Below are 24,623 nucleotides of genomic sequence, written 5' to 3'. Positions count from 1 at the left end.
CCGAGCGGGAAGTTCGGCTGTCGATTAAATTCTGCCTATGCTTATGACGGAATATCGCGTTGTTTTCCAATTGAACGTCGATTATGATACATAAGGAGAACTTATGCATCATGTCGCAAACCTTGCCGCCGCTATCAGCCATTCGCGTTTTTGAATCCGCTTCCCGTCATGCGAGCTTTACGCGTGCAGCGGAAGAGCTTGGAATGACGCAAGCTGCGGTCAGCTATCAGATCAAATTGTTGGAAGAGCGCGTTGGCGCGCCGCTTTTTCTGCGCAAACCACGACAGGTGGAGTTGACCGAACTGGGTAAGCGCTTGGCACCTGCGATCAACGAAGCGTTTGAAACAATGCGCACGGCATTTGCATCGGCGCGTGAAGATACGCAGGGCGTGTTGACGATCAGCGCTGTGGTGACGTTTGCAGCCAACTGGCTGGTGCAGCGGCTGGGATCATTCCAGATGCAGCATCCGTCACTGGCTGTCAGGCTTGATACGTCCAACGATATGATCGATTTTTCGACCTCGAATATCGACATGGCCATTCGCAGTGGCAAAGGCGACTGGCCTGAACTCGACGCGCATGAGCTCATCAAAGCGCAGTTCTCACCAATGCTTAGTCCTAAGCTTATAGAGTCGGTTGGGGGTATTAAAAAACCTGCAGATTTGTTGCGTCTTCGCGCCGTTGATCCCACCGACCCATGGTGGAAAATCTGGTATGAAGCAGCTGGAATTGAAGATCCAAAAATACAAGGCAATGCGTTTAGCCGTTATGGTGCGCAGCATCTTGAAGGGCGTGCAGCGGCGGCAGGACAGGGAGTGGGTATCCTGACGCCTGCTTTTCACGAAGCGGAACTTGCATCGGGCCAATTGATCCAGCCTTTTGATCTTCTTTGCGATGATGGACAGGCTTATTGGCTGGTTTATCCAAAAGCACGAAAGAATATGCCCAAAATCCGCGCTTTTCGCGAATGGATTTTGGGCGAATTATCGAAGAAGAATTAGCCCATGAGATAACGGAAGAAGCCCGCCGAGCAGATGCCGATGATGACGGTTGGCAGCATCGAAAAACGCGTTGCAGCAAGAATGGTGATCGCAAGCGCTGCGAGATCAGCCGGTTTGTCGGATACGAAATCAGGCGCAATAACCGAAATTAGTACACAGCCGGGCGCTGCTTCCATAACGGCTGTTGCGCGCTTGCTGAGCGTGCGATTGCGCAGAAGAATATAACCGCCGATGCGCGTGAGATAGGTGACGCCTGCCATCAGAACGATGGCAGCAACTGCTAATGGATCAATCATTGTCGTCACCTGCAAGAACATAAGCTGCAACCAAGCCGGAAATCGCACCTGCTGCGACATACCACGCGCCGGGAATGGTGAGGTAAGTCACGGCCGCGACAACAAGGCTGACGAGCCATGGGCGTGCAGCGGCCACGCCTTTCCACATGCCTGCAAGCAGCACGAGGAAGACAGCCGGGAAGGCCATGTCAAATCCATAGGGACGCAAATCGCCCATCATTGGACCAAACGCTGCGCCAAGGGTGGTGAAGAACACCCATGCGATGTAAAACGGGATCGCGACACCGGCGTAGAATTTCAGGCTGAGAGCAGGATTGATGCCTTTGGCTTTGCGGCGTCTGGCGTCCGCAATGCCGATAGCCCAGCTTTCATCACACATGAGAAACAGTGTCGCAAAAGCCTTGCGCTTCGGCAGATGGCGGATGAAGGGAGCAAGTGCTGCGCCCATCAGCAGATGGCGACTGTTAACCAGGAATGTTATCGCGGCAATTAGCAGAATATGCGGCGGAGACGTCCAGAGCTGGATGGCTGCAAATTCAGAGCCGCCCGCAAAGTTGAGGCCCGTCATCAATGGGACTTCAACAATGCTCAGCCCTTTTTGCGTTGCAAGCGCACCCAGAACCACCGCATAGGGGATAATGCCGAGCAGAACTGGAAAGCCCGCAACGGCACCCCGGCGAAATTCCGAATTGCGTGCAGTTTTGCTTTTCTGCGGTGCGTAGTCTTGCGAGATATCCATAATATGTCCGTTGGCGGGCCTTAAGGCTGCCCCTCATGCATTGCGTGATCTGCTTGATCGATGGGCAATGTAGCCAATGTTCCGCGCAATCGGGTTGCAAAGATCGCTCTCATGCATCAATATTTGGCACAGAATGCCAATCATATTTGCAGAAATGGAATTGAGAGCCAATGAAGCTGGATGACATTGATAGACGGATTCTTCGCGTGCTTCAGCGCAATGGTAGAATTGCGAACAATGATCTGGCGCGCGAGGTAGGGCTGTCGCCGTCGCCGTGTTTGCGCCGCGTTCGGCTTCTGGAAGAGGCGGGTGTGATTGACCGCTATGTTGCGGTGCTTAATCCGGCCAAAATCGGTAAAGGGCTAACCTTCTTTGTGCGTATTCGTCTCGACCAGCAGGACGAAGAAACGCTTCAGACCTTCGCCAAGGCGATTTTGAAACTGCCACAGGTGGTTGAATGCTATTTTATGCTGGGGGATTTTGATGCGATGATCCGCGTTGTGGCGGCTGATATTGAAGATTATCGCCGGTTCCAGTCCGAGCATCTAAGCCGCATCAAAGGCGTACAAAGCCTCAAGACAGACGTTCCGAGCCAGACTGTGAAACAGGTGTCGGAGATTCCTGTCTAGACTAAGAAAACGGCCCGGAATGACCGGGCCGCTTTCAGTTCATCATGCTGCGAGCGTCGCGCTGTCGATCACGAAGCGGTACTTCACATCGCTTTTCTGCATACGTTCATATGCATTTTCGATGTCCTGAATAGCAATCATTTCGATTTCAGAAACGATACCTTTTTCAGCGCAGAAATCGAGCATTTCCTGCGTTTCAGCAATGCCACCGATAAGCGAACCGGCAATCGAGCGACGCTTGAAGATCAGCGTAGCAACGCTTGGTGATGGATGCGCATGTTCAGGAACACCGACCAGTGTCAACGTACCATCACGCTTGAGAAGCTGTGTGAACGCATCGAGATTGTGGCTGGCTGCAACGGTGTTGAGGATAAAGTCGAAGCTGTTGGCATGTGCCTTCATTTCTTCTTCGTTGCGCGATACGATCACTTCATCCGCACCAAGTGCCTTTGCGTCTACACGCTTGCTTTCGGATGTGGTGAAAGCGACTGTATGAGCGCCAAGGGCATGAGCAAGCTTGATGCCCATATGTCCAAGGCCACCGATACCGACGATACCCACCTTCATGCCCGGACCAACGCGCCAGTGACGCAGTGGCGACCATGTGGTGATGCCTGCGCAGAGCAGGGGGGCAACAGCTGCAAGCTGTTCCTTCGGGTGGTTGATCGTGAGAACAAACTTGTCCTTCACGACGATCTGCTGCGAATAGCCGCCGAGCGTGTGGCCCGGTGCGTCTGGTGTTGGCGAATTATAGGTGCCCGTGAAGCCGTGTTCGCAATATTGTTCCAGCCCGTCATCGCAGGCATAACAATGCTGGCAGCTGTCGACCATGCAGCCAACACCGACCGTATCGCCAACCTTAAATTTGCTAACGTTCGCGCCAACCGCCGTTACGTGACCAACAATTTCGTGGCCAGGAACGCAAGGATAGACTGTTCCACCCCATTCCGAGCGCACCTGATGCAGATCGGAATGGCAAACGCCGCAATAAGCGATTGCGATTTGCACATCGTCTGCAGCTGGTTCACGACGGGTGATGGCGATTGGTTCAAGTGGCTTATCACCGGCATAAGCACCATAGGCTTTAACGACCATGAGGTTGCTCCTTATTGTGGTTGGAAATGGGCGCATCTGTATCTGTGTCACCCAATCTGTAATCTTTTTACTGCCGTTTGCTATTTGGAAGCGAACTTCGCGGTCTCATAGAAAATTGTCGAGTCGGCTGGCATGTTAAAATGGGGCTTATCAGGAAAAATGGAAGAGTAAGGCACTTGAATATTTATCACGAATTCGTGGGACATATTCTTCCCTTTTAGGGATGAGGGTGTGGAAACCCATGCCGCTCGGAAAGTGCTGCAAGGATAGCGTCCTTCTCGGAGATAAAAGCGCGGCCTTGAAATTCGCCCGTTTGATGAATTGAACGATTACCATTCGCCAGGATTAGCAGAGGTAAAGACTGATTTTCTTCACCCACAAGCACGATCACATCCAGTCTAGGACGCGGCCATTCAATGCGGTTGATCTCGATTTTTTGTCCAAGTTCGGGAAATGAAGCGAGCACCCCTTCAATCAGCGCGCAGTGCCAGCAATAGAATTTTTTGCCCGGATAGACGGGGTCTTCAAAGCCCGGCTTGAGGAGGAAAAGAGTATCTTTGCTCATCGGAAAATCTCTGCGCTGAATTGTGGGTCAAACTATAAGATGATTCTTGCGTTTGCTACGAGTTTCCAAGACGTCTCGCTTAACCTCGGTTAACGCGGACGTGTTCTTTTAGGCACTGAAAATGTCCTCAAATCTACGCCGTCTGTAGTATGTCCTACGTCTATTCGCGGAGGCTATAGATCGGATTGCCGTAATATTTTCAAGGGGATGATAGAGTAATATCAGATCAGTACTTTTGGGGCGAAGCAAGCGAAGCACCGCATATCCGCGCAACACGGAATGGCGCTTCATGGTCTGGAATTTGTGCATCGTGCTTTGCAAAAAAAATCCATGCTGATTTTTGGCCCGATGCCGTAGCGCTGAAGAGCGGAGGGACACATGTCAGCAGATAAAGGTCGGCATTCGCCGAGTAGCCGAGCGAGGCGGCATTTTCTGGGGGCTGCCACAGGCGTGATCGCCAAAGCTGCCGTTTTAGGCGCGTTGGCGGCGTCTATATCGTCACTGCCGGCGCGTGCGCTCGGCACGAAATGGTGGGAAAATGGCGGCGGTTCAGGCTCCAACTGCCTATTGAAAGGCACACTCATAGAGACCGTAAAAGGGCCTGTTGCGGTCGAAAATCTTGGGGTCGGAGATCGTGTTAAGACAGTCGATGGTTCTTTTATGCCCGTTAAATGGGTCGGCTGGCAAAGCCACCGAAAAACTGGTGCGGAGTGGAATGAAAATATTATGCCGATCCGCATCGCGCGTCATGCGATTGATGGCAAGACGCCTTACCGCGATCTTTGTGTTTCGCCGAACCACGCTCTTTTCATTGATGGCGTATTAATCAGAGCAAAAGACCTGGTCAATGGCCGGTCAATCACGCGCACGCTCGCACAACACTCAATCGACTATTACAATATCGTACTTGATAGCCATGCTGTTGTTATGGCCGAAGGTGCTGCGGTTGAGACTTATCTGATGCGTGGCGAGAGCTACAAGAGCTTTACGAATTTTGCGGAGTATCAGGCGCTTTATGGAAGCGAGAGACGCGCCGTCATGCAGCCTTTTGCACCTATTCTTGGCTATGAAGGTGCGCGGGAACACATGCATGCATTGCTGTGCTTGAGCGGAATTGTGCCAATGCGCGATGTAGTGGAAGAGACCTATCAACGTCTCTCTGCAAGAGCCGGGGAGGGTGTGGTTTAAATCCGATCCATCAGCGCGTACCAGGAAAGTGCAACAAACAACAATGGTGCGCGCAATGTGCGGCCACCGGGGAAGACGGGAATGCGCAACTCTTCAAAGAGCTTGAGCTTCTCGCGCTTACCGCTGATCGCTTCTGCATAAAGTCGGCCCATATAATTGGCGAGCATAACGCCATGGCCCGAATAGCCGCCAGCCGAAATAACACCGGGCATCACTTCGCGCACGAAAGGCTGGCGCGGCATGGTAATGCCGACTGATCCGCCCCATGCTTGAGTAATTTCGACCTTGTCCAATGCCGGATAAATTTCTGCGATCTGCCGGCGAATATGTTCGCTGATGTCGCGTGGATTATCGGCGGTGTAGGCTTCACGACCGCCAAAAAGCAGACGTCCATCTTTCGATTTGCGAAAATAGCGCACTACGAAGCGTGAGTCATCGACGGACTCTCCGCCGGGAATAATCGGGCTATCGTCACCCAACGGCGCTGTTGCTCCGATGAACGAACGGATGGGCATGACATGACTGGCACTGGTTGATTCCAGATCGCCACCATGCGCATTGACTGCGATGAATGCATTATTGGCCACGATCGTGCCGCGTGGCGTTTCCACGCTAACGCGACCGCTGGCTGCGCTGATCTTCGTGGCTTTGGTGTTTTCATAAATATGCGCTCCAGCCGCCTGTGCTGCTTTCGCCAGCCCAATTAACAGTTTGAGCGCATGAATATGACCGGTTCCCGCATCATAGGCACCGCCGTGATAGCGGTTTGAACCCAAAAGCGCCGCCATTTCTTCGCGTTCAACATAGCGGATATGCGGATAGTTGAAGCGCGTCGCCATGACTTCCGCATGGTCCTGATAGTGTTTTAAATAGCGCGGCTTGTGCGCGGCGGAAATCTGGCCGGGCATATATTCCATGTCGATATTATGCTCGGCTGCAAAACCAAGCAGATAGGCTTTGGCTTCTTCCGCAACATCAAACAGGGCTTTCGCACGCTCAAAGCCATATTGTTTTTCGAGGTCTTCGGCCCAAGTGCGCTGGCCTGTTCCAAATTGCCCACCATTGCGCCCCGATGCCCCATCGCCAAAGCGAGCCGCCTCAATCAAAACGACGTCAGCCCCCTGCTTTGCCAGATGATAGGCTGCCGACAGTCCCGTATAGCCGCCGCCAATAACTACAACATCCGCCTGACGGACACCGTCAAGCTCGGAGTATTGCGGCCGCTCTGGTACGCTCGCTTCGTACCACGAAAATCCGGGCGAGATCGGGCTTTGGTATGGCATATAGAACCGGTCAGACGTTGAGCAGAAGGAACTCGCGTTCCCACGGGCTGATGACTTCCATGAAGGTTTCAAATTCGGCACGCTTGATCGCCGCATAGGTGGTGACGAAAGAGCTGCCGAAAAGATTGCGCAATTCCTGATCATTTTCAAAAAGTTGCACAGCCTCGACCAATCCGCGCGGCAGCTCGATTTCTTTGGTGTTGACGCTGGTCGACGCAGGCTGTTCCGGTTCGATCTTATTCACAAGGCCAATTAGTCCACAAGCAAGTGATGCTGCAAGCGCCAGATATGGATTGGCATCCGACGAAGGGATACGGTTTTCGACGCGCCGCCCAGCCGGATCAGAACGCGGAACACGAAAGGCCGTGGTGCGGTTGTCATAGCCCCATTTGACGTTAACCGGTGCCGAAGCATCAGGTGTCAGGCGGCGATAAGAATTCACATAAGGCGCAAACATCACCAATGCATTGGGAACATGGCGCTGCATGCCGCCGATAAAGTGGCGGAAGGCTTCGCTTTCCGCGCCGTCTTCGTTGGAGAAAATATTCTTGCCAGTTTTCTTATCGATGATTGACTGATGGATATGCATCGCAGAACCCGGCTGGCCCTGAATGGGCTTGGCCATGAAGGTCGCATACATATCGTGCTTGAGTGCTGCTTCGCGGATCGTACGCTTGAACATGAAGACCTGATCGGCCAGCTCAACCGGATCGCCATGACGCAGGTTGATTTCAAGCTGACCAGCGCCTTCTTCGTGAATCAGCGTATCGATCTCAAGTCCCTGACCTTCAGAGAAGTGATAAATATCGTCGATCAGTTCGTCGAATTCGTTCACTCCGGCAATAGAATAGCCCTGTCCGCCGCCAATAGCGCGGCCCGAACGTCCAACCGGCGGTGTCAACGGGTAATCCGGGTCCGGGTTTTTCCGCACGAGATAGAATTCTATCTCGGGAGCCACGACTGGTTTGAGGCCACGTTTGCTATAGGCCGCAACAACTGACCGCAGCACATTACGCGGCGTAAACTCGACCGCACGTCCATCCTGATAGACCAAATCGCAAATTACCTGTGCTGTGGCGTCAGATTCCCACGGCACGGTGCAAAGCGTTGAAAGATCGGGCAGGAGTTTCAGATCGCCATCATCTTCCGGATATTGGAAGCCATGGCCATCCTCAGGGTAATCGCCGGTGATCGTCGTCATGAACACTGCCGACGGCAAAGCCAGCGATGTGTTTGACGTAAACTTCTTTGACGGCATCATTTTGCCGCGCGCCACACCTGCTTGATCGGGGGTGATGCATTCGATGTCTTCAATATCACGCCAGGCAAGCCATTCAGTAGCCTGTTTCCAATTCTTCACGCCGCGAAGCGACTTTACATGGGGTGGCGTACGGCGACGCGGCGCTCGCGTTGCCTTTTTTTCAGTCGTATCAGCAGACATCCAACACCAAAAAATGATTTCGTATGTTGGCATGATAGCCAAGCCAAGCCGCGTTGACAAATGAAGCTTTTCGGAAAAGCGCAAGTAAATTCAGGGGATGAGAGCGTTTCCGCTATCGTTTTGCCATGATTGGCAAAACATTTTGCGAGCAACAATCACGAGGAGTTTTTCGATGGCGAAACTGAATGCCGGTGTTACGGGTCTGATTGCTGCTTCGCTTGGTGTTCTGCCGCTGATGAGCGTGCAGGCGCAGGCTTTTGACAAAACACTTGCCTGCATGCTGGTGGTGAAGGTTGACAGCGGCAAAGTGTTGACGAAAGAAGGCGAGGGTTGTGCTGTTCGTGTCAGCCCGGCATCGACTTTCAAACTGCCATTGGCGGTAATGGGTTTTGAAAGTGGCATATTGAAAAGTGCTCATGATCCCGTCTGGCCGTATAAAAGTGAATATAAAGCCGAACTCGAATTCTGGCGTCACGATACCGATGCCGCGCGGTGGGAAGATAAATCTGTCGTCTGGTTTTCTCGCGAATTAACAAAAAAGCTCGGAATGAACGAGTTTCAGAAATTCACAGATGATTTTGACTACGGCAACCGTGATCTTTCGGGGGATAAGGGCAAACACAATGGACTGACTCATTCATGGATCAGTTCGTCGCTTGAAATTTCGCCGGAAGAGCAAGTGATTTTCCTGCGCAAATTGCTTGGAAGACAATTGCCGGTTTCAGCGCAAACCACCGAAAAGACCATGTCTGTTCTTCCGATTCAGAAGCTTGAAAATGGCTGGGCCGTGCATGGAAAGACCGGCTCCAGTGTGGAGCGCAATTCAAAGGGTAAAATAGACCGCAGCCGCCAGTTTGGTTGGTATGTTGGTTGGGCGGAAAAAGATGGCAAGCGGGTTGTCTTCGCACGGCTTAATCGCAATGCCGAACGACAGAAAGGCGGAATGGGTGTGCCGACCAAAAACGAAACATGGGCCGAACTTGGCAGCTTGTTGAAATAGGATGCTGACCAAAAAGAACCCGACTGGCGAAGCCAGCCGGGGAGGTCAGTGAGGCCAGTCCAACATGAATAAACTGGTATATCAAGGTCTAATCTGTTCTTTTTGACGCATCACGGGTTTCGGGTAACGATGACGGGTTTCGGGTAACGATGACGGGAATCAAGAGATCGCCCCAATTGCCTTCGCCGCCATGATGCCGGGCAGAGCGAACCAGCTCAACAGAAACCCCGGCCTCGACTGCCTTCATGACCGACTGGTTGAGGCGGTGCAGATCATTGGCGAGCATACGGATCGCGCTTTGCTGATCGGTGCTCATTGAGGTTGATTGCTCTTCAGCTCTTTCCTTAACGCGTGCAATCGAAGCCATTTTTATTCTCCTCTCAAGAATTAATTGTCACTCCGCAGCCGGGCGGAACTGTGCGGTTTCAGTGGATTCCTTCATGGCGGTGGTCGAAGACTGGCCGCCGGTGATTGCGAGCGATACGGCATCGAAATAACCGGTGCCGACTTCGCGTTGGTGCTTTGTCGCCGTGTAACCATTAGCTTCGGCTGCGAATTCTGCCTCTTGCAGCTCGGAATAAGCTGCCATCTGGCGGTCCTTATAGCCGCGTGCCAGTTCGAACATGCCGAAGTTAAGCTGATGGAAACCAGCCAGCGTGATGAACTGGAATTTGTAGCCCATGGCGCCCAGCTCGCGCTGGAACTTCGCTATCGTTGCGTCGTCGAGGTTCTTCTTCCAGTTGAACGAGGGCGAGCAGTTATAAGCGAGCTTCTTGCCCGGATGCGCCTTATGCACGGCTTCAGCAAAGCGCTTAGCCTGTTCGAGATCGGGCTTGGATGTTTCCATCCAGATCAGATCGCAATAGGGCGCATAGGCAATTGCACGGGCAATGCATGGCTCGATGCCGTTCTTCACTTGATAGAAGCCTTCCGCTGTGCGGCCAGCATCATAATCAACGAAGGGCTGATCGCGCTCGTCGATGTCCGATGTCAGAAGTTTGGCAGCCTCCGCATCCGTGCGGGCGATGACTAGTGTGGACGTTCCCATGATGTCGGCAGCCAGACGCGCTGCATTGAGGTTGCGAATATGCGCAGCCGTTGGTATGAGAACCTTGCCGCCGAGATGTCCGCACTTCTTCTCAGAAGCCAACTGATCTTCATAATGCACACCGGCAGCACCTGCCTCGATGAAAGCCTTCATGATTTCGAATGCATTGAGCGGTCCGCCGAAGCCTGCTTCCGCGTCAGCAACAATTGGCGCAAACCATGTGTCGACCGACAGGCCTTTACCTTCTGCTGTTTCGATCTGGTCGGCACGCTGCAACGTCTTGTTGATGCGCTTGGCGAGTTCTGGGGCTGCATTGGCCGGATAAAGCGACTGGTCGGGATACATGCTTGATGCGGTGTTGGCATCGGCTGCAACCTGCCAGCCAGAAAGGTAGATCGCCTTCAGACCAGCGCGAACCATCTGCATGGCCTGATTACCGGAAAGTGCGCCGAGCGCATTGACGAAATCTTCCTCGTGGATCAGCTTCCAGAGACGATTTGCGCCCATCTCGGCCAGCGAATATTTGATCTCCACCGAACCGCGCAGCCTCTTCGCGTCTTCGGCTGTATGCGCACGCTGAATGCCGTCAAAACGACCCTTTGGTGCCGAAGGGATAAGGCTGTAAAAATCTGTCATTTCGGTGTCTCCTCACAGTTTTAACTGGTTCCAGAAGAGCTATTTGTTGGCGCTCTTTCTGTAACAAGATTTACAGAACTGATTTTTAAACAGCCAGAAAAACCAATAATTAGGCTAAATAATTAAGGTAATGCTGTCTGAATATTGACAGCGACGACGTGTAAATTTGTAAATCTTGTCAAAGATATATTTTGCAGCTATTTTGTCACGAGTTGTAAATTTCGCCTTTTCGGGTTGGGAGAACCAATGAGCGAACGCAAGATTTTTGCTGGTCCCCGTATAAGGCGCATCCGTAATGAGCGCGGTCTGACGCAGACGTCGATGGCCGAAGCGCTTGGGATTTCACCGTCTTATCTCAACCTCATTGAGCGCAATCAGCGACCGCTGACGGTGCAGCTTTTGTTGAAGCTCGCAGGGGTTTACAAGCTTGATCTTGATAGTCTTCAAGCAGAAAGCGGAACGACGGTTGCGGGGCTTAAGGAAGTGTTTTCCGATCCGCTTTTGACCGGCGAATTGCCGGGTGATCAGGAACTGGTGGAAATTGGCGAGGCAGCGCCCAATGCTGCCGCCGGTATCGTCAAGCTTTACCGCGCCTATCGTGAGCAGCAGCAACGCTTATCAGACTTGTCGCAATTGCTTTCGCATGAAGGCAGCGATGCGCAGCTTTCTGCAACGCGCTTGCCGCTCGATGAAGTACGCGATGTGATGGCGCGACGACCCAATCATTATCCGCGCATCGAAGAAGAAGCTGAAAGTTTTTATGCTTTGCTGAAACCCGACGGTGATTTGTCGAGCGCATTGAAAGAATGGCTGCGGCGTGAGCATGGCATTACGGTGCGCACCTTGCCGGTAGCGACCATGCCCAACTGGCGCAGGCGTTATGACCGGCATTCGCAGCGGTTGTTTATTTCAGAACGGCTGTCGCCATTCGACCAGTTGCAGGAAATTGCAATGGAAGCAGCACTCATTCGCATGCAGGTGATGATTGGCGCTGAAACCGAAGGCTTGAAACTCTCGTCCAGTGAAGCAAAGCGCATAGCGCGTTTTGAACTGGCACGTTATGCGGCGCAGGCTTTGATGATGCCCTATAGGCAGTTTCGTGATGCAGCCGTGCGTGCGCGATACGATGTCGATGTGTTGCGCTCGCGCTTTGGCGTGTCGTTTCAGCAGGCCGCAAACCGGCTGACGACTTTGCAGCGACAGGGCTCAAGTGGATTGCCGTTTTTCTTGATGGAAATTGACCATGCTGGCAATCGATTGCGTATGGCGGGTGCCGAAGGGTTTCCGGTGCGCTTTGGTGGGCAATGCCCCAAGCTGCCAGTCTATGCGGCTTTCGCGCAGGCAGGGCAAGTGCTGGTTGAAGGAGCAGAACTACCCGATGGTTCAGCTTTCCTCACCATAGCAAGAACGCTTGAGGGGCCTCAGGGCGCATTCAATGAACGTCCCAGTCGCACAGCACTCTTGCTTGGATGCTCTTTGGAGGCGGGTGAGGGCACGATTTATGGCGCACGCTATGCGCCCAGCAAAGAAATTGGACCGGCTTGTCGCCTTTGCGAGCGGCAGGGCTGTATTACGCGTGCCGAGCCGCCGCTCACACGACCCTTGGGCCTTGATGAAATGGTGGCGGGGCTATCAGCTTTCGACTTCCAGTAGAGCCGCGATATTTCGGTCCTGATGGTCTGCAAACGGCGTGGTTTTCGACTTCCGGTGCTCTCGTACCTTTAAGTACGCTCCGCTCCGGTTCTCGAACCACACCATTTTCGACGCATCAGTGTCAAAACCTGATCGGCTCTCCGTGAGGTGTATAAACTAAAAACGAATTTTTATGTTCGTGTTGTCATCAGCCGGTTGACGAATGCTGTACAATCTAAAAAGGTAGCAACTGAAACAGTTTACCCACCCTTGAGCTGTACCGCAAATTATGGTGCAGAATGGAGCACGCGATGAGGATGAAATCCTTTCTTCTGGCGACAACTATGGTCTCTGGCCTCGTAGCCGCCGCATTTCCCGCAAGTGCGCAGGAACGGGTTGTCAATATCTATAACTGGTCGGATTACATTGACGATTCGATCCTCAAAGACTTCACTAAGGAAACCGGAATCAAGGTCGTATATGACGTTTATGATTCGAACGAGATTCTCGAAACCAAGCTTCTTGCTGGCGGTAGTGGCTACGATCTCGTAGTGCCATCGGGTGAATTCCTTGGCCGTCAGATCCCGGCAGGCGTATTTTTGAAACTTGATAAGGACAAGCTCCCGAACCTCAAGAATATGTGGGATGAAATTTCGACCCGCGCTGCGACCTACGATCCGGGCAATGAATATTCCATTAATTACATGTGGGGCACCACTGGCATTGGTTATAATAAGGCCAAGATCAAGGAAGCGCTCGGCACCGATACGATCGACTCATGGGATGTGCTTTTCGATCCGGAAAAGTCGGCAAAGCTTAAAGGCTGCGGCATTTATCTATTGGATTCGGCCAGCGAAATGCTGCGTCCAGCCTTGAATTATCTTGGCCTAGATCCGAATTCGCCATCGCCGGACGATCTGGAAAAAGCGCAGGAACTTTATCTAAAAGTCCGTCCGAATATCCGCAAGTTCCATTCGTCTGAGTATATCAATGCGCTGGCGAACGGCGACATCTGCATGGCCATTGGTTATTCGGGCGATATTTTCCAGGCGCGTGACCGTGCGGAAAAGGCCAATCAGGGCGTAGAGATCGGTTATTCGATCCCGAAGGAAGGCGCTCTGATGTGGTTTGACCAGATGGCAATTCCGGCTGATGCCAAGAATGTACCGGAAGCGCTTGAATTCATGAATTATATCATGCGTCCGGAAGTTGCTGCCAAAGCATCGAATTACGTGTTCTATGCCAATGGCAACAAGGCATCGCAGGAATTCCTCGACAAGGCAATTCTGGATGATCCTGAAATCTATCCAAGCGAAGACGTGCTTAAGAAGCTCTTCGTGCCGACACCATATGATACAAAGACGCAGCGTGTTGTTACCCGCGCCTGGACCAAGATCGTCACAGGCCAGTAACAATCGGATAATATGACGGCTAGAAAAATCAGCCGGTGCGGGTTCGTACGTTGGAATTAAAGAGCGGCTCACTGTTCATACAGGTGGGCCGCTCTACGTCTTGTAATGACAGGCTGCAGCTGGTGAATTGTAATTCTTGATAAGGCGATGGGGAACGGAATGGAATCTTTTGGCAGCTTTCGCCGCAAATTCGCACCCTGGAATGATCCGGCAGCGAAGCCTTATATTTCCTTTGACAATGTGACCAAGGTATTTGGTGACTTTACTGCCGTCGATAGTCTTTCACTTAATGTCTTCAATCGCGAATTCTTTGCGCTGCTTGGAGCTTCGGGTTGCGGCAAGACGACATTGATGCGCATGCTTGCAGGCTTTGAAGAGCCGACTTCCGGTCGCATCACGCTGGACGGGCAGGATATGCGCGGCATTCCACCCTACAAGCGCCCGGTGAACATGATGTTTCAGTCCTATGCGCTGTTTCCGCATATGACGGTTGAAAACAATATCGCATTCGGGCTCAAGCAGGACGGCATGGCGAAATCGGAAATCGACGCGCGCGTGGCTGAAATGTTGAAGCTTGTGAAGCTCGAACAATATGGCAAGCGCAAGCCGCACCAACTTTCCGGTGGTCAACGCCAGCGTGTGGCGCTTGCGCGTTCGGTCGCCAAACGCCCGAAAGTCCTGTTGCTCGATGAGCCACTTGGCGCGCTCGACAAGAAGCTGCGCGAGGAAACGCAGTTCGAGTTGATGGATTTGCAGGTCAAGCTTGGCATGACTTTTATGGTCGTTACCCACGATCAGGAAGAAGCCATGACCATGTCCGACCGTATCGCCGTGATGGACAAGGGTCGCATCATGCAGGTGGCAACGCCTGCGGAAGTTTACGAAGCTCCGCGTTCCAAATTTGTGGCCGACTTCATCGGCAATGTGAATATCATCGAAGGCGAGGTTGTTAAATCCACCAATGGTGAAGCGGAAATTGCCACTGAGAAGTTTGGCTTTCATATCAACACCGAAACCCGTGAACAGCTTAGTCCCGGCCAGAAGGTCTGGTATGCCGTGCGGCCCGAAAAGACGCGCATAAGCCGCGATAAGCCGGAAGATGCATCGGTCAATGCGGTTGAAGGTGAATTGTGGGATATAGCCTATTTCGGCGATATGACCGTGTTCCATGTCCGTCTTGAGAACGGACGCACAATCAAGGCTGCAAGTCTTAATGCGGTGCGCAAGACTGAAAACCCGCTCGGTTATGATGATCGGGTCTGGGTTTCATTCGATACCGATGCCGGTCTGGTGTTAACGGCTTGAGGGGGGCAATCGTATGCAAAAGCTGATCGCCTCCATAACAAGTCGTCTTGTGATTGCAGTGCCATATTTCTGGCTGCTGCTATTCTTCCTGATCCCGTTTTTTATCGTCTTCAAGATTTCGCTTTCTGAAGTGACGATGGCCATTCCGCCTTACCAACCGGCTTTTGATCTGACACAGGGCTTTGCTGCTGCCTGGGAGAAGGTGAAGCAACTCTCTTTCGATAATTATCTGTGGTTGGTGGATGATCCACTTTATTACAAAGCCTACTTGTCGAGCGTTCGTATCGCTGCGATCTCTACAGCGCTTGCGCTGCTTGTCGGTTATCCGATGGCCTATGGCATCGCGCGTGCGCCGAAGAGCCTTCGCGCGACACTATTGATGCTGGTGATCCTGCCATTCTGGACGTCTTTTCTGATCCGCGTTTATGCTTGGATTGGTATTCTGAAGCCAGAGGGCCTGCTGAATCAGTTTCTGATGTGGCTCAATATTATCGATACGCCGCTGACGATCCTTAATACGGATACGGCAGTCTATATCGGCATCGTCTATTCCTATCTGCCGTTCATGATCCTGCCGATTTATTCGTCATTGGAAAAGATGGATTATTCGCTGATTGAAGCGGCACAAGATCTTGGTTGCACGGCGATTGCTGCGTTCTGGAAAATTACATTTCCGCTGTCGCTTGCAGGTGTTCTTGCCGGTTGTTTCCTCGTGTTTATCCCGGCCGTTGGCGAATTCGTTATCCCTGATCTGCTGGGCGGATCGCAAACATTGATGATTGGTAAGACGATCTGGAGTGAATTCTTCTCCAACCGTGACTGGCCGGTATCGTCGGCTGTCGCAGTCGTCCTGTTGTTACTGCTGATCATACCGATTGTGATCTTCCAGCAAGTGCAGGCGCGTCAGCAGGAAAAGGGGAAATAGACCATGAACAACAATTGGTCCCGCTTCAATATTGCTTCAGTAGCGCTTGGCTTTGCCTTTCTGTATCTGCCGATTGTGCTGCTGGTGATCTATTCGTTCAATGAATCGCGTCTCGTGACGGTCTGGTCGGGATTCTCGACCAAATGGTATGGCGAGCTTTTTCGTAATCAGGGGCTGATGGATGCAGCATGGGTGACAATTCGTGTCGGGCTTTTGTCGGCGACAATTGCCACCATGCTTGGAACTTTGGCAGCGCTTGCATTGACGCGTTACACGCGTTTTCGCGGGCGTATCCTGTTTTCCGGCATGGTCTATGCACCGCTGGTTATGCCTGATGTGATCACCGGTCTTTCGCTGCTGCTTTTGTTTGTAGCGATGAATTTTGATCGTGGTTTCTGGACTGTAACACTGGCACACATCACATTTTCCATGTGTTTTGTGGCCGTGGTCGTGCAATCGCGTCTGGTGAGCTTCGACCATTCGCTGGAAGAGGCGGCGCAGGATCTTGGCGCGCCGCCGGTCACGACCTTCATGAAAATCACTCTGCCGGTGATCCTGCCTGCTGTTGTTTCCGGCTGGATGCTGGCCTTCACGCTTTCACTTGATGATCTGGTGATCGCAAGCTTCACGTCTGGTCCGGGTGCAACCACGCTGCCTATGAAGATTTATTCTCAAGTGCGTCTTGGTGTGACACCGGAAATCAATGCGGTCTGCACGATCCTGATCGCGCTGGTAACGACAGGAGTGATCATCGCGTCAGTGGTCAATAAACGCCGTGAAGTTCAGCGCCGTCGCGATGAACAGGCTGCATTCCGATTGGGATAAAGAAGACCGGGACGGGGCTTACTGCCCCGGTGTACTTCTCGTTGATGATGGGGAGATAAATGGCCGATCCCATGAGCCGCCGACAAAGAAATGCAGTGGCGGTTTGGAGGGTGTGGTTTCGGCTTGCTGTCCATCCGTATTTTGTTGCTGTGGCGGCTGGCTATCGGGGAAGATGACTTCACCGCTCAGTGCCAGACTGCGATCCACAAAAGGTACGATGCCGGCCAGACTAAGTGTTCCGTCATTGGTGGCGAGGCGTGCATTTTCCAGAGTTGCTACGCCATCTGAAAGATTGGCCTTAAGGTCGAGACGGTTAAAGGCAAGCGAGACGTTTTCCTGCCGTTCAAGCGCAAAGAATCCCTGGCTTTGTGCCTTCGTTAGAAAGTCCTGTACGGAAAAGCCCTGCATCTGGCCATTGTTCAGTTCTACGGAGACGTTACCCTGAGCATTTGTGAGTAAGCCGGACCAGCGATTGGCCGGTCCCTTCATAAACAATGAAACATTTCCCTTGCCATTGATGAATGGTTTGTCAAAGCCGAGTGCTGCAAAAAGCTGGGAACTGTCAATGTCGGATGCATTGAAGCGAAGTTCGCCAGTGGCAGTTTTTAGATCGCGCACGAGCTGAAGGTTGGCCTGAAGAATGCCGTTGAAAGCCTTTGCGTCACCAATGTCAAACATTGCACGTCCGCCCCTGATCTGCACAGCGGCGGCAACGCCTGTCATGGCAACAGGACCAGCAGTGGCAGTTTGCGCGGAAAGGCGAAGATCAAGTTCCGCCCGGTCGATGAAGCTGGTGTTGATATTGTCCTGTTCGCTCGGATCGCGCTCACTTGGCGATCGCGCTTGACTAACTGGCAGCGGTACAAAGATCGAGAACAGTCGGCGCAGGTCCAGCTTGTCGAAGGCAAGTGTGCCGGTGACGGCTGGCGTATCTTGCTCAAAACCAATTTCGATAACACCCTTGGCCGGACTTTCATCCGTTGTCATCTCCACATTGTCGAATTTCAAGCGCTGTGGTGTTGAGGTGATCGTTGAATCAAGCGAAAACGCACCGATTTCAGTGCTTCCCGCAATGGGTGGAAGACCAAGCCATCGAACGCTTTTGCTCAGATTGGGGGTCTTCGCACTCAATGAACCTTCGAAAAAGCGATTGTTGGAAATATTGGCTTTACCGTCGAAGATGATGTTGACTGGATTCGATGTGAAGCTTGCATTTAAATCCGAGTTTCCTCCCGCAAGAAGCGGTAAGGCTTGCGCTGCGGTTAGATTGAACTGGGTTGCCTCGCCACGCCATTGTGCGCTTCCGCGTAGTGTGGCCGCGCTCGACGTTCGCGGCCATTCCAGCGTAGCATTCACTTTGGTAATCTGTTGATCTTCCTTTGGTTCTTCCTGAGAATCAGGATCATTGAACGCAATTATGCCGTCGCGAATGACAACGCGTCCAAAAGGCTGCGAGGCTTGTTGCGCAGCACGTGTTGTGTCGTCGGCACCATTTTGCTGCAAGGCCCGTTGGGCGCGGATGGCGGTGCCGAGACGACCATTTGAACTGGCTATGGCATCAAGCAGACCAGAGAAATTGTTGACGGTGCCGCCTAGGTTGAAATTCGGTCTGACGATCTGTGTTTCGGAGAACGACAAACGCCCCATCAAAGCGTCAAGGGGCGATAATTCAACCTCAATTCGGTTGGCGGTCATAAAGGGCTTTGCACCCTGATCCGACAATTTGCTCAGTGTTACGCCATCAAGTGAAGCACGCAAAACTGGAAATACGCGCAGACGCGGTGCTTCACGAAGCTCAACACTATAGCCGGTCCAGGCACTGATTTCCTGTGCAACACGAATACGGATTGCATCTGTCGAAACGATAAAAGGAATGATAGCCAGCAGCGTTGCCAACGCTGCGGCGCCTAGAATGATGAGCGCAATAATAAGGCGCGTAAATCTGGGCCAGCGCATCAACCATCCTATCAGTGAGACATATTTCGTAATCTATCCCAGCACAGGGGGAAAGCAAAGCCGTCTATGCTGATTCTGATATATGGTTAGAGCATCATTCCAAAAAATCGGTAATTATTTTTGGAATGAGTTCATTGTTTTAGTCAGCAAGAACGCGTGTGGGAGGGAAAATGATTTCGACAACCGTACCCTGACCCGGTGTTGAATCGATGGCAAACTGCGCACGATTGGCTTCAACCATTGCTTTGGTCAGTGGCAGTCCCAAGCCTGTGCCTTCGTTGCGCCAGTCTTTCGCGCTTTCCGATTGCCTGCGCTGTGTGGCATTAATCTGACGAAAAGGCTTAAGTGCCTGTTGAACTTCCGCCTTCGTCATACCGACGCCCGTATCGCGCACGCGCATGACCACATCGCCGTTCAGTTCGTAATTTGTAGAAACGATAACCTGACCACCATTTGATGTAAAACGTACGGCATTTGAAAGCAGATTAAGTGCTACCTGTTTAATCGAGCGTGCATCCGCCACAATATCCGGCAGGTTTGATTGAAAACTCGAACGGATAATGACACGCTCACGATTGGCCTGCGGCTGCATCAACGCGATGGCTTCACCGATTGCATCATTGAGCGAAACCGCTTCAAACTGCATATCCAGTCCACCGGCCTCGATCTTGGATATGTCGAGGAGATCATTCACTAGCGCCAGCACATGGTTGCCTGAACGATTGATGTCGCGCAGATAATCGCGATAACGATCACTGCCAATGGGACCAAATTTTTCGTCGGCCATCAGTTCGGAGAAGCCGATGATAGCATTGAGCGGCGTACGAATTTCATGGCTTATGCGCGCCAGAAACTCGGATTTCTGATTTGACGCAAGCTCGGCTTCCTTGCGAGCTTTTGTGAGCTCTTCTTCGGCACGTTTCCACTGCGTAATGTCACGGAGAACCGCACAGTAACCGCTGGTATGTGGCAGTTTACCCATAGTCATAAACAGCGGAATGAATCCGCCCTGCGCTTCACGTCCGATGACTTCGCGACCATCATTAAGAACACTAAGAACACCATTGTCAGAAAGTCCATGCAGATAATCCATCGCTGCACGCTGACTTTCGATAGCGAACAGCATCGAGAAGAATTTGCCCTCAGTATCTTCGCGGTCATAGCCGAAAAGGGCTGCCGCCGAATGGTTCATTGAACGAATGCGACCTTCCGGTTCAATCAGCACAACGCCGTCGGTTGCTGTGTCGAGAATGATTTTCAGTTCTTCAACATTGGCCTCAAGCGCCTGCTTTTCAGTGAGATCTGCGCTTTGCGCTTCTGCTGCTACAGGCACTTCGACTTGAGCTGGGACCACTGGCATGAGGCTTAGCATGAGTGCGCGACCGTCACGCCAGCCAATGGCGTTGAGATGCGCTTCTACAGGCTCTTCGCTGCCATCAGCGCGCCGCAGAACCATCCCTTGAGAGTTACTGGCGTCTTCATTGTCGCTGTTGAACAAAGATTGGACGCCACCGGCATGACTAATCTCTTGAAGAGTTGCATAGCCCGTTAAATCAAGAAGTGCCTGATTGACATAATGAATTTCATCGCCGGAATGGATGATCACAGGGATAGGCAGGTTGGCGAGAAGTGCCGTTTCGTTCGCCGAATGCTTTGGTTCGGCCTTTATCGTCTGTTGCTTCTCATCCGTCGATGGAAGCTTTTCAGACACAATAGAGACAAAAGCTGCGCGCTCTGCCGCTGGGCGTTCACTGTCTTCGCGGGTATTAGCCAGTCCCTGTTTGCGCAGACGATCTGCAATCTCGCGAAACGCATTGCGCTCGGTTGCAGTGAGTCCACCTTCAGGGCGCTGTTCTTTTCCCTTGCCGTGCTTAGCGTGATCAGCTTCCACTTTTTCGCGCGCGGCAGCATTGAGAAGTTCTATAACCTTGTCTGACTCGCGACGACCCGGATTGGGCGTCAGCTCAAAAGGCAGCATTGGCGACACAGAACTTTGATGCCCGGCTCCCACATGATCATCATTGGCAACTTCTTCTGAAAGCGCCAATATGTCGTCTTCATCATCCGCGCTCAGCATATCTTGAATCGTCTGGGCTGATTCGCGCTTCTGAGGAACGCCGCCCGCAAGTACCAGGCCGATTGTCTCGGGGTCTTCTTCGGCATCTTCGGGACGCACAAGGCCAAAGCCACGGAAGCCTATGAATTCGCGGTCCCGCGAATAAACGGGGAGGGCCGCAAGCTCAACCGGCACACGCAGATTGGTACCTTCAACTGGCCAAAGCAGTTTTTTGCCGGACCATGTGTCGTGCTTTTTTAAAAGCGACGCGATGCTGCCATCGGTATCGAAACCAAAAACCTTGGCAACTTCTACAAAGTTTCTGCCAATGACATCAGCCGCATTTGGGCCGATGATGACGCCGAGTTCGGGTGAGACTTCGGAAAATGCACCCGTTGCATCGGTCTTCCAGATGAAGCGGGAAGGTGCGCCTTTTGCGTCGAAAGTGAAGCTTTTGGGTTCCACTTTTGTTTCAACAATCGCCTCTATCGCTGGTTCTACCTGCGCTTTCGGTTCATCGGCTGCGGACTCTCCGACAATGCAAATCAGGTGCAGGGCCGGGTGATCCGAAAGCCGTGCAATCGCTCCGGGAACAGAGTTCTTGCCTGCACGGATACGGCGCTTCACGATGCGGTCGCTTGCGTCGCCTGCTTCGATAATCAGGTCTTCAAGCGTCGACACAGAAATATCCAGTGCCAAATAGCGCGGGCTGGCGGCAATCACTTTCGCCTCAGCATTGATAAGCGCTAGATGCGTTGCATCGTCGCCAAGGCCGGAAATAACGGTTTCAGGCAGAGCATTTTGGTTCTCGACGGCAAGCAATGTAGCTTTGACACCATCTGGCATGTTGAGTTGCGACACTTGAAGACGGGTGAGTTCCGAACGCACACCCGAACTCAACCGTACCGAAACTATACGTGGCGCGCAATCTGTATCGCTGCTTGAACTCGCGATCTGGCGGCGGGTTGCCACTGGTAAATCAAGCTCGCGGCCAATAATATCTTCTATATGGTCAAAACCGAACAGTTTCGCGCCGGGGCCATTAATCCATATAACAGTTGAGAGGTCGTGCGTCAGCACGAGCTGCGCATCGCCCTTTGCAAAGCCTTCGCGGATTTGATCCAGCGCTGCTATATTGATGAAGGGGTATGATCCTGACATACCGGTCCTTTACCTGTTCTTCCGACCACCCAAAGTGCTCTTTAATTATCTGTTAATAAGCTTCTTGCGGGTTCGGGTCTATATTCCCATTCGATATGGACCTTATTTTCTGTTCCATTAGTTAATGCGGGCATGGTAATTTTATCTGTCAGCGCATTTTGAATACTTTGTTCACAGCTATGGCTAAAACATGGTAACCTAAACCTGATCAATTTTAACGGTTAAGGCACTTTTTCGAACAAGCGTGGATTTCTTAAAAAAGATCATTGTAATCACTTGCAATGTGGTTCGATTCTCCGTATGTGACCCCCTGTCGACGGACAACTTAAGTGAGTTCGTTGAGATTTAGGTACGCGGTCGTAGCTCAGTTGGTTAGAGCGCAGGATTGTGGCTCCTGAGGTCGGTGGTTCGAATCCACCCGTCCGTACCATCTAAAATCTCCTAAGTATGTGTTTTATTATATAAAACGCGAATGCAAGAAAGTGCATTTGTGCTACGCTCGGTTTTTGAGCCACATTCCGCCCCACATTTGCGCCACATACGCATACACGGAGCGACTTGAATGTCACGTAAACGCGCGATAAACGTCCTGACAGTCACCTCCAGCAACGTAACTGCAACTATTTTTAAGCGTCGTATGCCTCGTCAAGTTGCTGCTTTTGGTGCTTGCGGCGAACACATCCGAATCTCACTCAAGACCGATGATTTTGCCGCTGCCCGTGCGAAGCGTGATATTTATGAAGCTGCCTCACAACGCGAAAGAAAGTGCAATTATCACGATCGCCGCACGCGGCTATTTGAACGCCTCTCTACTTCAAGCGGCGAAACGGTTTTGCCATTATTACGAACGGTTGGGAGGATCGGGCGCAGGTTCATTCGATTATGGCCGGGAGCCTGTAGACGGCGGCGGCACCCGCATAACATTAGCGAAAGCCAGATTGAAGCAGGTCAGCAGCTTAAGCTATGCCGGGATTTGCTCGGCATTGTGGGCTATGAGTTGGTGAGCATGGTTGCAAGTCAGGGCCTTGGTATCAGTGACGTAGCCACATCTCATCGCAAGCGATTATACGCAGCCGACAGCCTCAAGGATTGTCTTGATGTTTGGGCTTTGTATTGGGGATATTCCATCACGAAAATAACGTCTTGGAGGGCCTGACCCGGTAAGCCGAAAGAGTGATTAAGTAGTTATGGGGGTGATTTTCGCCACATAAAAAGCGGCTTTGAAGCCGCTTTTTATTGGTGTTATAGGCTTTCATTATTTTTTGTACCCAGTTTATTGCAATTTCGCAAATTGGAGAAATGCTTAGTTTTACCCTTTGATAAAAGGGGATTATGATGCGACCTGTAACGCTGATATTGTCATCGTGGGCTGTTCTGTCTTCTTGTATGGTTGCGCACTCTGCCGATCAGTCAGGGTTCGTTGGTATCAATTGCAAGATGGTTCCGTTGAAAAGCATTGAGCTAAGTAACCAATCTGCCAAAAGTTTGTACCGTGCGCCGCCGGATGATGACCTACCTAGGAAATGGGCTCCAACTTCGATCTCGCCGCAGGTTTATCGGCTTAATTGTTCAGGTAAGAATGATGACGGACCGCCGGTGATACCCATTTTCAAGTCTACCTATAAGATACAAAAGTCAAAGAAGTAGCGAACTGAAATTGAGGCAACGCCTCTACGGAATGCGAGGCGCACAGGCGTTGGTTCAGATGCGGATACCGTATCTCGAAAACCATGCGGCAATAGCGGATAGCCAAGCCTTGCACATGATCAAAACGGCGGCGCTGAAAGCAGAAGCGCAGGATGACGATCTAAGGTCGAGGCACGGTATTCGTTCGGTTCTGGACAGGCGGCTTAGCGGCGTGCTGGGATGTGGTTGATGCGGGTTCGAGGCCCGTCAAACTTAGCCGGCGTAGCGACCGACCCGCTTTGACAAATCTGGAACTTGCGATAAATCGCATACCAAGCATTAGGCGTATATTTCTACTAGGCGTCTAATGGTTGGCAATTAGTGGGAGTTGCGGCTTTACGTGTTCACGTTCTTAATAAGGTAGACCTATTAGGAAGTGAGCATGAAAAACACTGTAATCGAAGAAATATTTAGATTTTCGATCTGGTATGCTTCTTGGTATGCGCCGTCTCTGCACCATTGATTTCGGCTATACTTGAAGTTTGATATTTCTGTCAGAAGGACTTAAGCAAAACCTAGAGATTTTAGCATGACGGATGGCGATGGATTTGTCGGGCATTATGACATCACGGGGCCCCGGCAGGGGAATCGTCGCTGGCCCAGGCCTTAAGGCCTGTATTGTTGCAGAGAGCTTTCAGCCTGGCGCTCGGCTTGTTGATGTTGCGCGGCGATATGATCTTGCTACGCACCATCTTTCGGATTGGCGAAAGAGGCGCGTGAAGGTCCCGATTGGCGTCGAGTGAT

At 51.9% G+C, this 24,623-nt stretch carries 22 protein-coding genes and 1 tRNA gene; 13 read left to right on the top strand and 10 right to left on the bottom strand.

Features of this window, described 5'->3' with window-relative positions; translation table 11 throughout:
* The first annotated feature begins 110 nt into the window (after window positions 1-110).
* On the top strand, window positions 111-1,001 hold the full coding sequence (locus tag CEV31_RS15650) for a LysR substrate-binding domain-containing protein (RefSeq protein WP_094508157.1): 891 nt from the start codon (window positions 111-113) through the stop codon (window positions 999-1,001).
* Here the strand turns inward: CEV31_RS15650 and CEV31_RS15645 are convergent.
* Window positions 998-1,297, bottom strand: a complete 300-nt coding sequence (locus CEV31_RS15645; protein ID WP_094508155.1) for an AzlD family protein — start codon at window positions 1,295-1,297, stop codon at window positions 998-1,000. The two genes, CEV31_RS15650 and CEV31_RS15645, sit on opposite strands and share 4 nt — an antisense overlap.
* Window positions 1,290-2,036: an AzlC family ABC transporter permease gene (locus CEV31_RS15640; RefSeq protein WP_094508153.1), complete on the bottom strand. Its 747-nt coding sequence runs from the start codon at window positions 2,034-2,036 to the stop codon at window positions 1,290-1,292. The genes CEV31_RS15645 and CEV31_RS15640 overlap by 8 nt, the downstream gene beginning before the upstream one ends.
* Before the next feature lie 170 nt (window positions 2,037-2,206).
* Here CEV31_RS15640 and CEV31_RS15635 point away from each other — a divergent pair, with 170 nt between their 5' ends.
* Window positions 2,207-2,665, top strand: a complete 459-nt coding sequence (locus CEV31_RS15635) for an Lrp/AsnC family transcriptional regulator (protein WP_094508151.1) — start codon at window positions 2,207-2,209, stop codon at window positions 2,663-2,665.
* Window positions 2,666-2,707: 42 nt separating this feature from the next.
* Here the strand turns inward: CEV31_RS15635 and CEV31_RS15630 are convergent, their stop codons facing one another.
* Together CEV31_RS15630 and CEV31_RS15625 are read right to left on the bottom strand one after the other, a co-directional pair.
* Window positions 2,708-3,760: an NAD(P)-dependent alcohol dehydrogenase gene (locus CEV31_RS15630; protein ID WP_094508149.1), complete on the bottom strand. Its 1,053-nt coding sequence runs from the start codon at window positions 3,758-3,760 to the stop codon at window positions 2,708-2,710.
* A gap of 217 nt (window positions 3,761-3,977) precedes the next feature.
* Window positions 3,978-4,325 (bottom strand): DUF3088 domain-containing protein, encoded by a 348-nt coding sequence (locus tag CEV31_RS15625; RefSeq protein WP_094508147.1) that lies wholly within the window; start codon window positions 4,323-4,325, stop codon window positions 3,978-3,980.
* 378 nt (window positions 4,326-4,703) lie between these two features.
* On the opposite strand from CEV31_RS15625, the gene CEV31_RS15620 reads away from it, so the two are divergent.
* Complete coding sequence (locus tag CEV31_RS15620; RefSeq protein ID WP_094508145.1) at window positions 4,704-5,513, top strand: Hint domain-containing protein; 810 nt, start codon at window positions 4,704-4,706, stop codon at window positions 5,511-5,513.
* On the opposite strand, the gene CEV31_RS15615 is transcribed toward CEV31_RS15620, so the two are convergent.
* Window positions 5,510-6,796 (bottom strand): NAD(P)/FAD-dependent oxidoreductase, encoded by a 1,287-nt coding sequence (locus tag CEV31_RS15615; RefSeq protein WP_094508143.1) that lies wholly within the window; start codon window positions 6,794-6,796, stop codon window positions 5,510-5,512. The two genes, CEV31_RS15620 and CEV31_RS15615, sit on opposite strands and share 4 nt — an antisense overlap.
* A gap of 10 nt (window positions 6,797-6,806) precedes the next feature.
* Window positions 6,807-8,237, bottom strand: coding sequence for a glutamine synthetase family protein (locus CEV31_RS15610; RefSeq protein WP_094508600.1), 1,431 nt, complete (start codon window positions 8,235-8,237; stop codon window positions 6,807-6,809).
* A gap of 172 nt (window positions 8,238-8,409) precedes the next feature.
* Here CEV31_RS15610 and blaOXA point away from each other — a divergent pair, with 172 nt between their 5' ends.
* Window positions 8,410-9,237 carry a class D beta-lactamase gene (gene blaOXA, locus CEV31_RS15605; RefSeq protein ID WP_169717374.1) on the top strand — a complete coding sequence of 276 codons (828 nt, stop codon included), beginning with the start codon at window positions 8,410-8,412 and terminating at the stop codon, window positions 9,235-9,237.
* 88 nt (window positions 9,238-9,325) lie between these two features.
* On the opposite strand, the gene CEV31_RS15600 is transcribed toward blaOXA, so the two are convergent.
* Both CEV31_RS15600 and aceA read right to left on the bottom strand, forming a co-directional pair.
* Complete coding sequence (locus CEV31_RS15600; protein WP_094508139.1) at window positions 9,326-9,604, bottom strand: SMc00767 family acetate metabolism repressor; 279 nt, start codon at window positions 9,602-9,604, stop codon at window positions 9,326-9,328.
* A 27-nt stretch (window positions 9,605-9,631) separates the two neighbouring features.
* On the bottom strand, window positions 9,632-10,921 hold the full coding sequence (aceA, locus tag CEV31_RS15595) for an isocitrate lyase (protein ID WP_094508137.1): 1,290 nt from the start codon (window positions 10,919-10,921) through the stop codon (window positions 9,632-9,634).
* Window positions 10,922-11,167: 246 nt separating this feature from the next.
* On the opposite strand from aceA, the gene CEV31_RS15590 reads away from it, so the two are divergent.
* From CEV31_RS15590 to CEV31_RS15570, 5 genes are all read left to right on the top strand, one after another.
* Complete coding sequence (locus CEV31_RS15590) at window positions 11,168-12,574, top strand: helix-turn-helix domain-containing protein (RefSeq protein ID WP_094508135.1); 1,407 nt, start codon at window positions 11,168-11,170, stop codon at window positions 12,572-12,574.
* 290 nt (window positions 12,575-12,864) lie between these two features.
* Window positions 12,865-13,965: a polyamine ABC transporter substrate-binding protein gene (locus CEV31_RS15585; protein ID WP_094508133.1), complete on the top strand. Its 1,101-nt coding sequence runs from the start codon at window positions 12,865-12,867 to the stop codon at window positions 13,963-13,965.
* 159 nt (window positions 13,966-14,124) lie between these two features.
* The gene (locus CEV31_RS15580) at window positions 14,125-15,270 is read left to right on the top strand and encodes an ABC transporter ATP-binding protein (RefSeq protein ID WP_094508131.1); all 1,146 of its coding nucleotides are present in this window, start codon (window positions 14,125-14,127) and stop codon (window positions 15,268-15,270) included.
* Window positions 15,271-15,283: 13 nt separating this feature from the next.
* Entirely contained in the window at window positions 15,284-16,195 is a 912-nt protein-coding gene (locus tag CEV31_RS15575; RefSeq protein ID WP_094508129.1) for an ABC transporter permease subunit, read from the top strand.
* Window positions 16,196-16,198: 3 nt separating this feature from the next.
* Window positions 16,199-17,020, top strand: a complete 822-nt coding sequence (locus tag CEV31_RS15570) for an ABC transporter permease (RefSeq protein ID WP_094508127.1) — start codon at window positions 16,199-16,201, stop codon at window positions 17,018-17,020.
* An 18-nt stretch (window positions 17,021-17,038) separates the two neighbouring features.
* Here the strand turns inward: CEV31_RS15570 and CEV31_RS15565 are convergent, their stop codons facing one another.
* Both CEV31_RS15565 and CEV31_RS15560 read right to left on the bottom strand, forming a co-directional pair.
* Window positions 17,039-18,976, bottom strand: a complete 1,938-nt coding sequence (locus CEV31_RS15565; RefSeq protein WP_094508125.1) for an AsmA family protein — start codon at window positions 18,974-18,976, stop codon at window positions 17,039-17,041.
* 139 nt (window positions 18,977-19,115) lie between these two features.
* Window positions 19,116-22,193, bottom strand: a complete 3,078-nt coding sequence (locus CEV31_RS15560) for a PAS domain-containing protein (RefSeq protein ID WP_094508123.1) — start codon at window positions 22,191-22,193, stop codon at window positions 19,116-19,118.
* Between the two features lie 353 nt (window positions 22,194-22,546).
* Here CEV31_RS15560 and CEV31_RS15555 point away from each other — a divergent pair.
* From CEV31_RS15555 to CEV31_RS15535, 4 genes are all read left to right on the top strand, one after another.
* Window positions 22,547-22,623: transfer RNA gene (locus CEV31_RS15555), tRNA-His, on the top strand.
* A 132-nt stretch (window positions 22,624-22,755) separates the two neighbouring features.
* Complete coding sequence (locus CEV31_RS20970; protein ID WP_143850957.1) at window positions 22,756-23,349, top strand: hypothetical protein; 594 nt, start codon at window positions 22,756-22,758, stop codon at window positions 23,347-23,349.
* A 501-nt stretch (window positions 23,350-23,850) separates the two neighbouring features.
* Window positions 23,851-24,069: a hypothetical protein gene (locus CEV31_RS15540; RefSeq protein ID WP_143850956.1), complete on the top strand. Its 219-nt coding sequence runs from the start codon at window positions 23,851-23,853 to the stop codon at window positions 24,067-24,069.
* A gap of 346 nt (window positions 24,070-24,415) precedes the next feature.
* Window positions 24,416-24,622 carry a transposase gene (locus CEV31_RS15535; RefSeq protein WP_374846922.1) on the top strand — a complete coding sequence of 69 codons (207 nt, stop codon included), beginning with the start codon at window positions 24,416-24,418 and terminating at the stop codon, window positions 24,620-24,622.
* Window position 24,623: the final 1 nt, after the last annotated feature.

It is taken from the genome of Brucella thiophenivorans, from assembly GCF_002252445.1.
Taxonomy (GTDB): domain Bacteria; phylum Pseudomonadota; class Alphaproteobacteria; order Rhizobiales; family Rhizobiaceae; genus Brucella; species Brucella thiophenivorans.
Note: the sequence above shows the minus strand (reverse complement) of the source record. Positions and strands in the feature narration are given on the sequence as shown.

What these genes read in the sequence shown, in the direction of transcription:
- CEV31_RS15650 (WP_094508157.1), top strand. Translation starts at nt 111, where the DNA reads ATGTCGCAAACCTTGCCGCCGCTATCAGCCATTCGCGTTTTTGAATCC.
- CEV31_RS15645 (WP_094508155.1), bottom strand. Translation starts at nt 1,297, where the DNA reads ATGATTGATCCATTAGCAGTTGCTGCCATCGTTCTGATGGCAGGCGTC.
- CEV31_RS15640 (WP_094508153.1), bottom strand. Translation starts at nt 2,036, where the DNA reads ATGGATATCTCGCAAGACTACGCACCGCAGAAAAGCAAAACTGCACGC.
- CEV31_RS15635 (WP_094508151.1), top strand. Translation starts at nt 2,207, where the DNA reads ATGAAGCTGGATGACATTGATAGACGGATTCTTCGCGTGCTTCAGCGC.
- CEV31_RS15630 (WP_094508149.1), bottom strand. Translation starts at nt 3,760, where the DNA reads ATGGTCGTTAAAGCCTATGGTGCTTATGCCGGTGATAAGCCACTTGAA.
- CEV31_RS15625 (WP_094508147.1), bottom strand. Translation starts at nt 4,325, where the DNA reads ATGAGCAAAGATACTCTTTTCCTCCTCAAGCCGGGCTTTGAAGACCCC.
- CEV31_RS15620 (WP_094508145.1), top strand. Translation starts at nt 4,704, where the DNA reads ATGTCAGCAGATAAAGGTCGGCATTCGCCGAGTAGCCGAGCGAGGCGG.
- CEV31_RS15615 (WP_094508143.1), bottom strand. Translation starts at nt 6,796, where the DNA reads ATGCCATACCAAAGCCCGATCTCGCCCGGATTTTCGTGGTACGAAGCG.
- CEV31_RS15610 (WP_094508600.1), bottom strand. Translation starts at nt 8,237, where the DNA reads ATGTCTGCTGATACGACTGAAAAAAAGGCAACGCGAGCGCCGCGTCGC.
- blaOXA (WP_169717374.1), top strand. Translation starts at nt 8,410, where the DNA reads ATGGCGAAACTGAATGCCGGTGTTACGGGTCTGATTGCTGCTTCGCTT.
- CEV31_RS15600 (WP_094508139.1), bottom strand. Translation starts at nt 9,604, where the DNA reads ATGGCTTCGATTGCACGCGTTAAGGAAAGAGCTGAAGAGCAATCAACC.
- aceA (WP_094508137.1), bottom strand. Translation starts at nt 10,921, where the DNA reads ATGACAGATTTTTACAGCCTTATCCCTTCGGCACCAAAGGGTCGTTTT.
- CEV31_RS15590 (WP_094508135.1), top strand. Translation starts at nt 11,168, where the DNA reads ATGAGCGAACGCAAGATTTTTGCTGGTCCCCGTATAAGGCGCATCCGT.
- CEV31_RS15585 (WP_094508133.1), top strand. Translation starts at nt 12,865, where the DNA reads ATGAGGATGAAATCCTTTCTTCTGGCGACAACTATGGTCTCTGGCCTC.
- CEV31_RS15580 (WP_094508131.1), top strand. Translation starts at nt 14,125, where the DNA reads ATGGAATCTTTTGGCAGCTTTCGCCGCAAATTCGCACCCTGGAATGAT.
- CEV31_RS15575 (WP_094508129.1), top strand. Translation starts at nt 15,284, where the DNA reads ATGCAAAAGCTGATCGCCTCCATAACAAGTCGTCTTGTGATTGCAGTG.
- CEV31_RS15570 (WP_094508127.1), top strand. Translation starts at nt 16,199, where the DNA reads ATGAACAACAATTGGTCCCGCTTCAATATTGCTTCAGTAGCGCTTGGC.
- CEV31_RS15565 (WP_094508125.1), bottom strand. Translation starts at nt 18,976, where the DNA reads ATGCGCTGGCCCAGATTTACGCGCCTTATTATTGCGCTCATCATTCTA.
- CEV31_RS15560 (WP_094508123.1), bottom strand. Translation starts at nt 22,193, where the DNA reads ATGTCAGGATCATACCCCTTCATCAATATAGCAGCGCTGGATCAAATC.
- CEV31_RS20970 (WP_143850957.1), top strand. Translation starts at nt 22,756, where the DNA reads ATGTCACGTAAACGCGCGATAAACGTCCTGACAGTCACCTCCAGCAAC.
- CEV31_RS15535 (WP_374846922.1), top strand. Translation starts at nt 24,416, where the DNA reads ATGGCGATGGATTTGTCGGGCATTATGACATCACGGGGCCCCGGCAGG.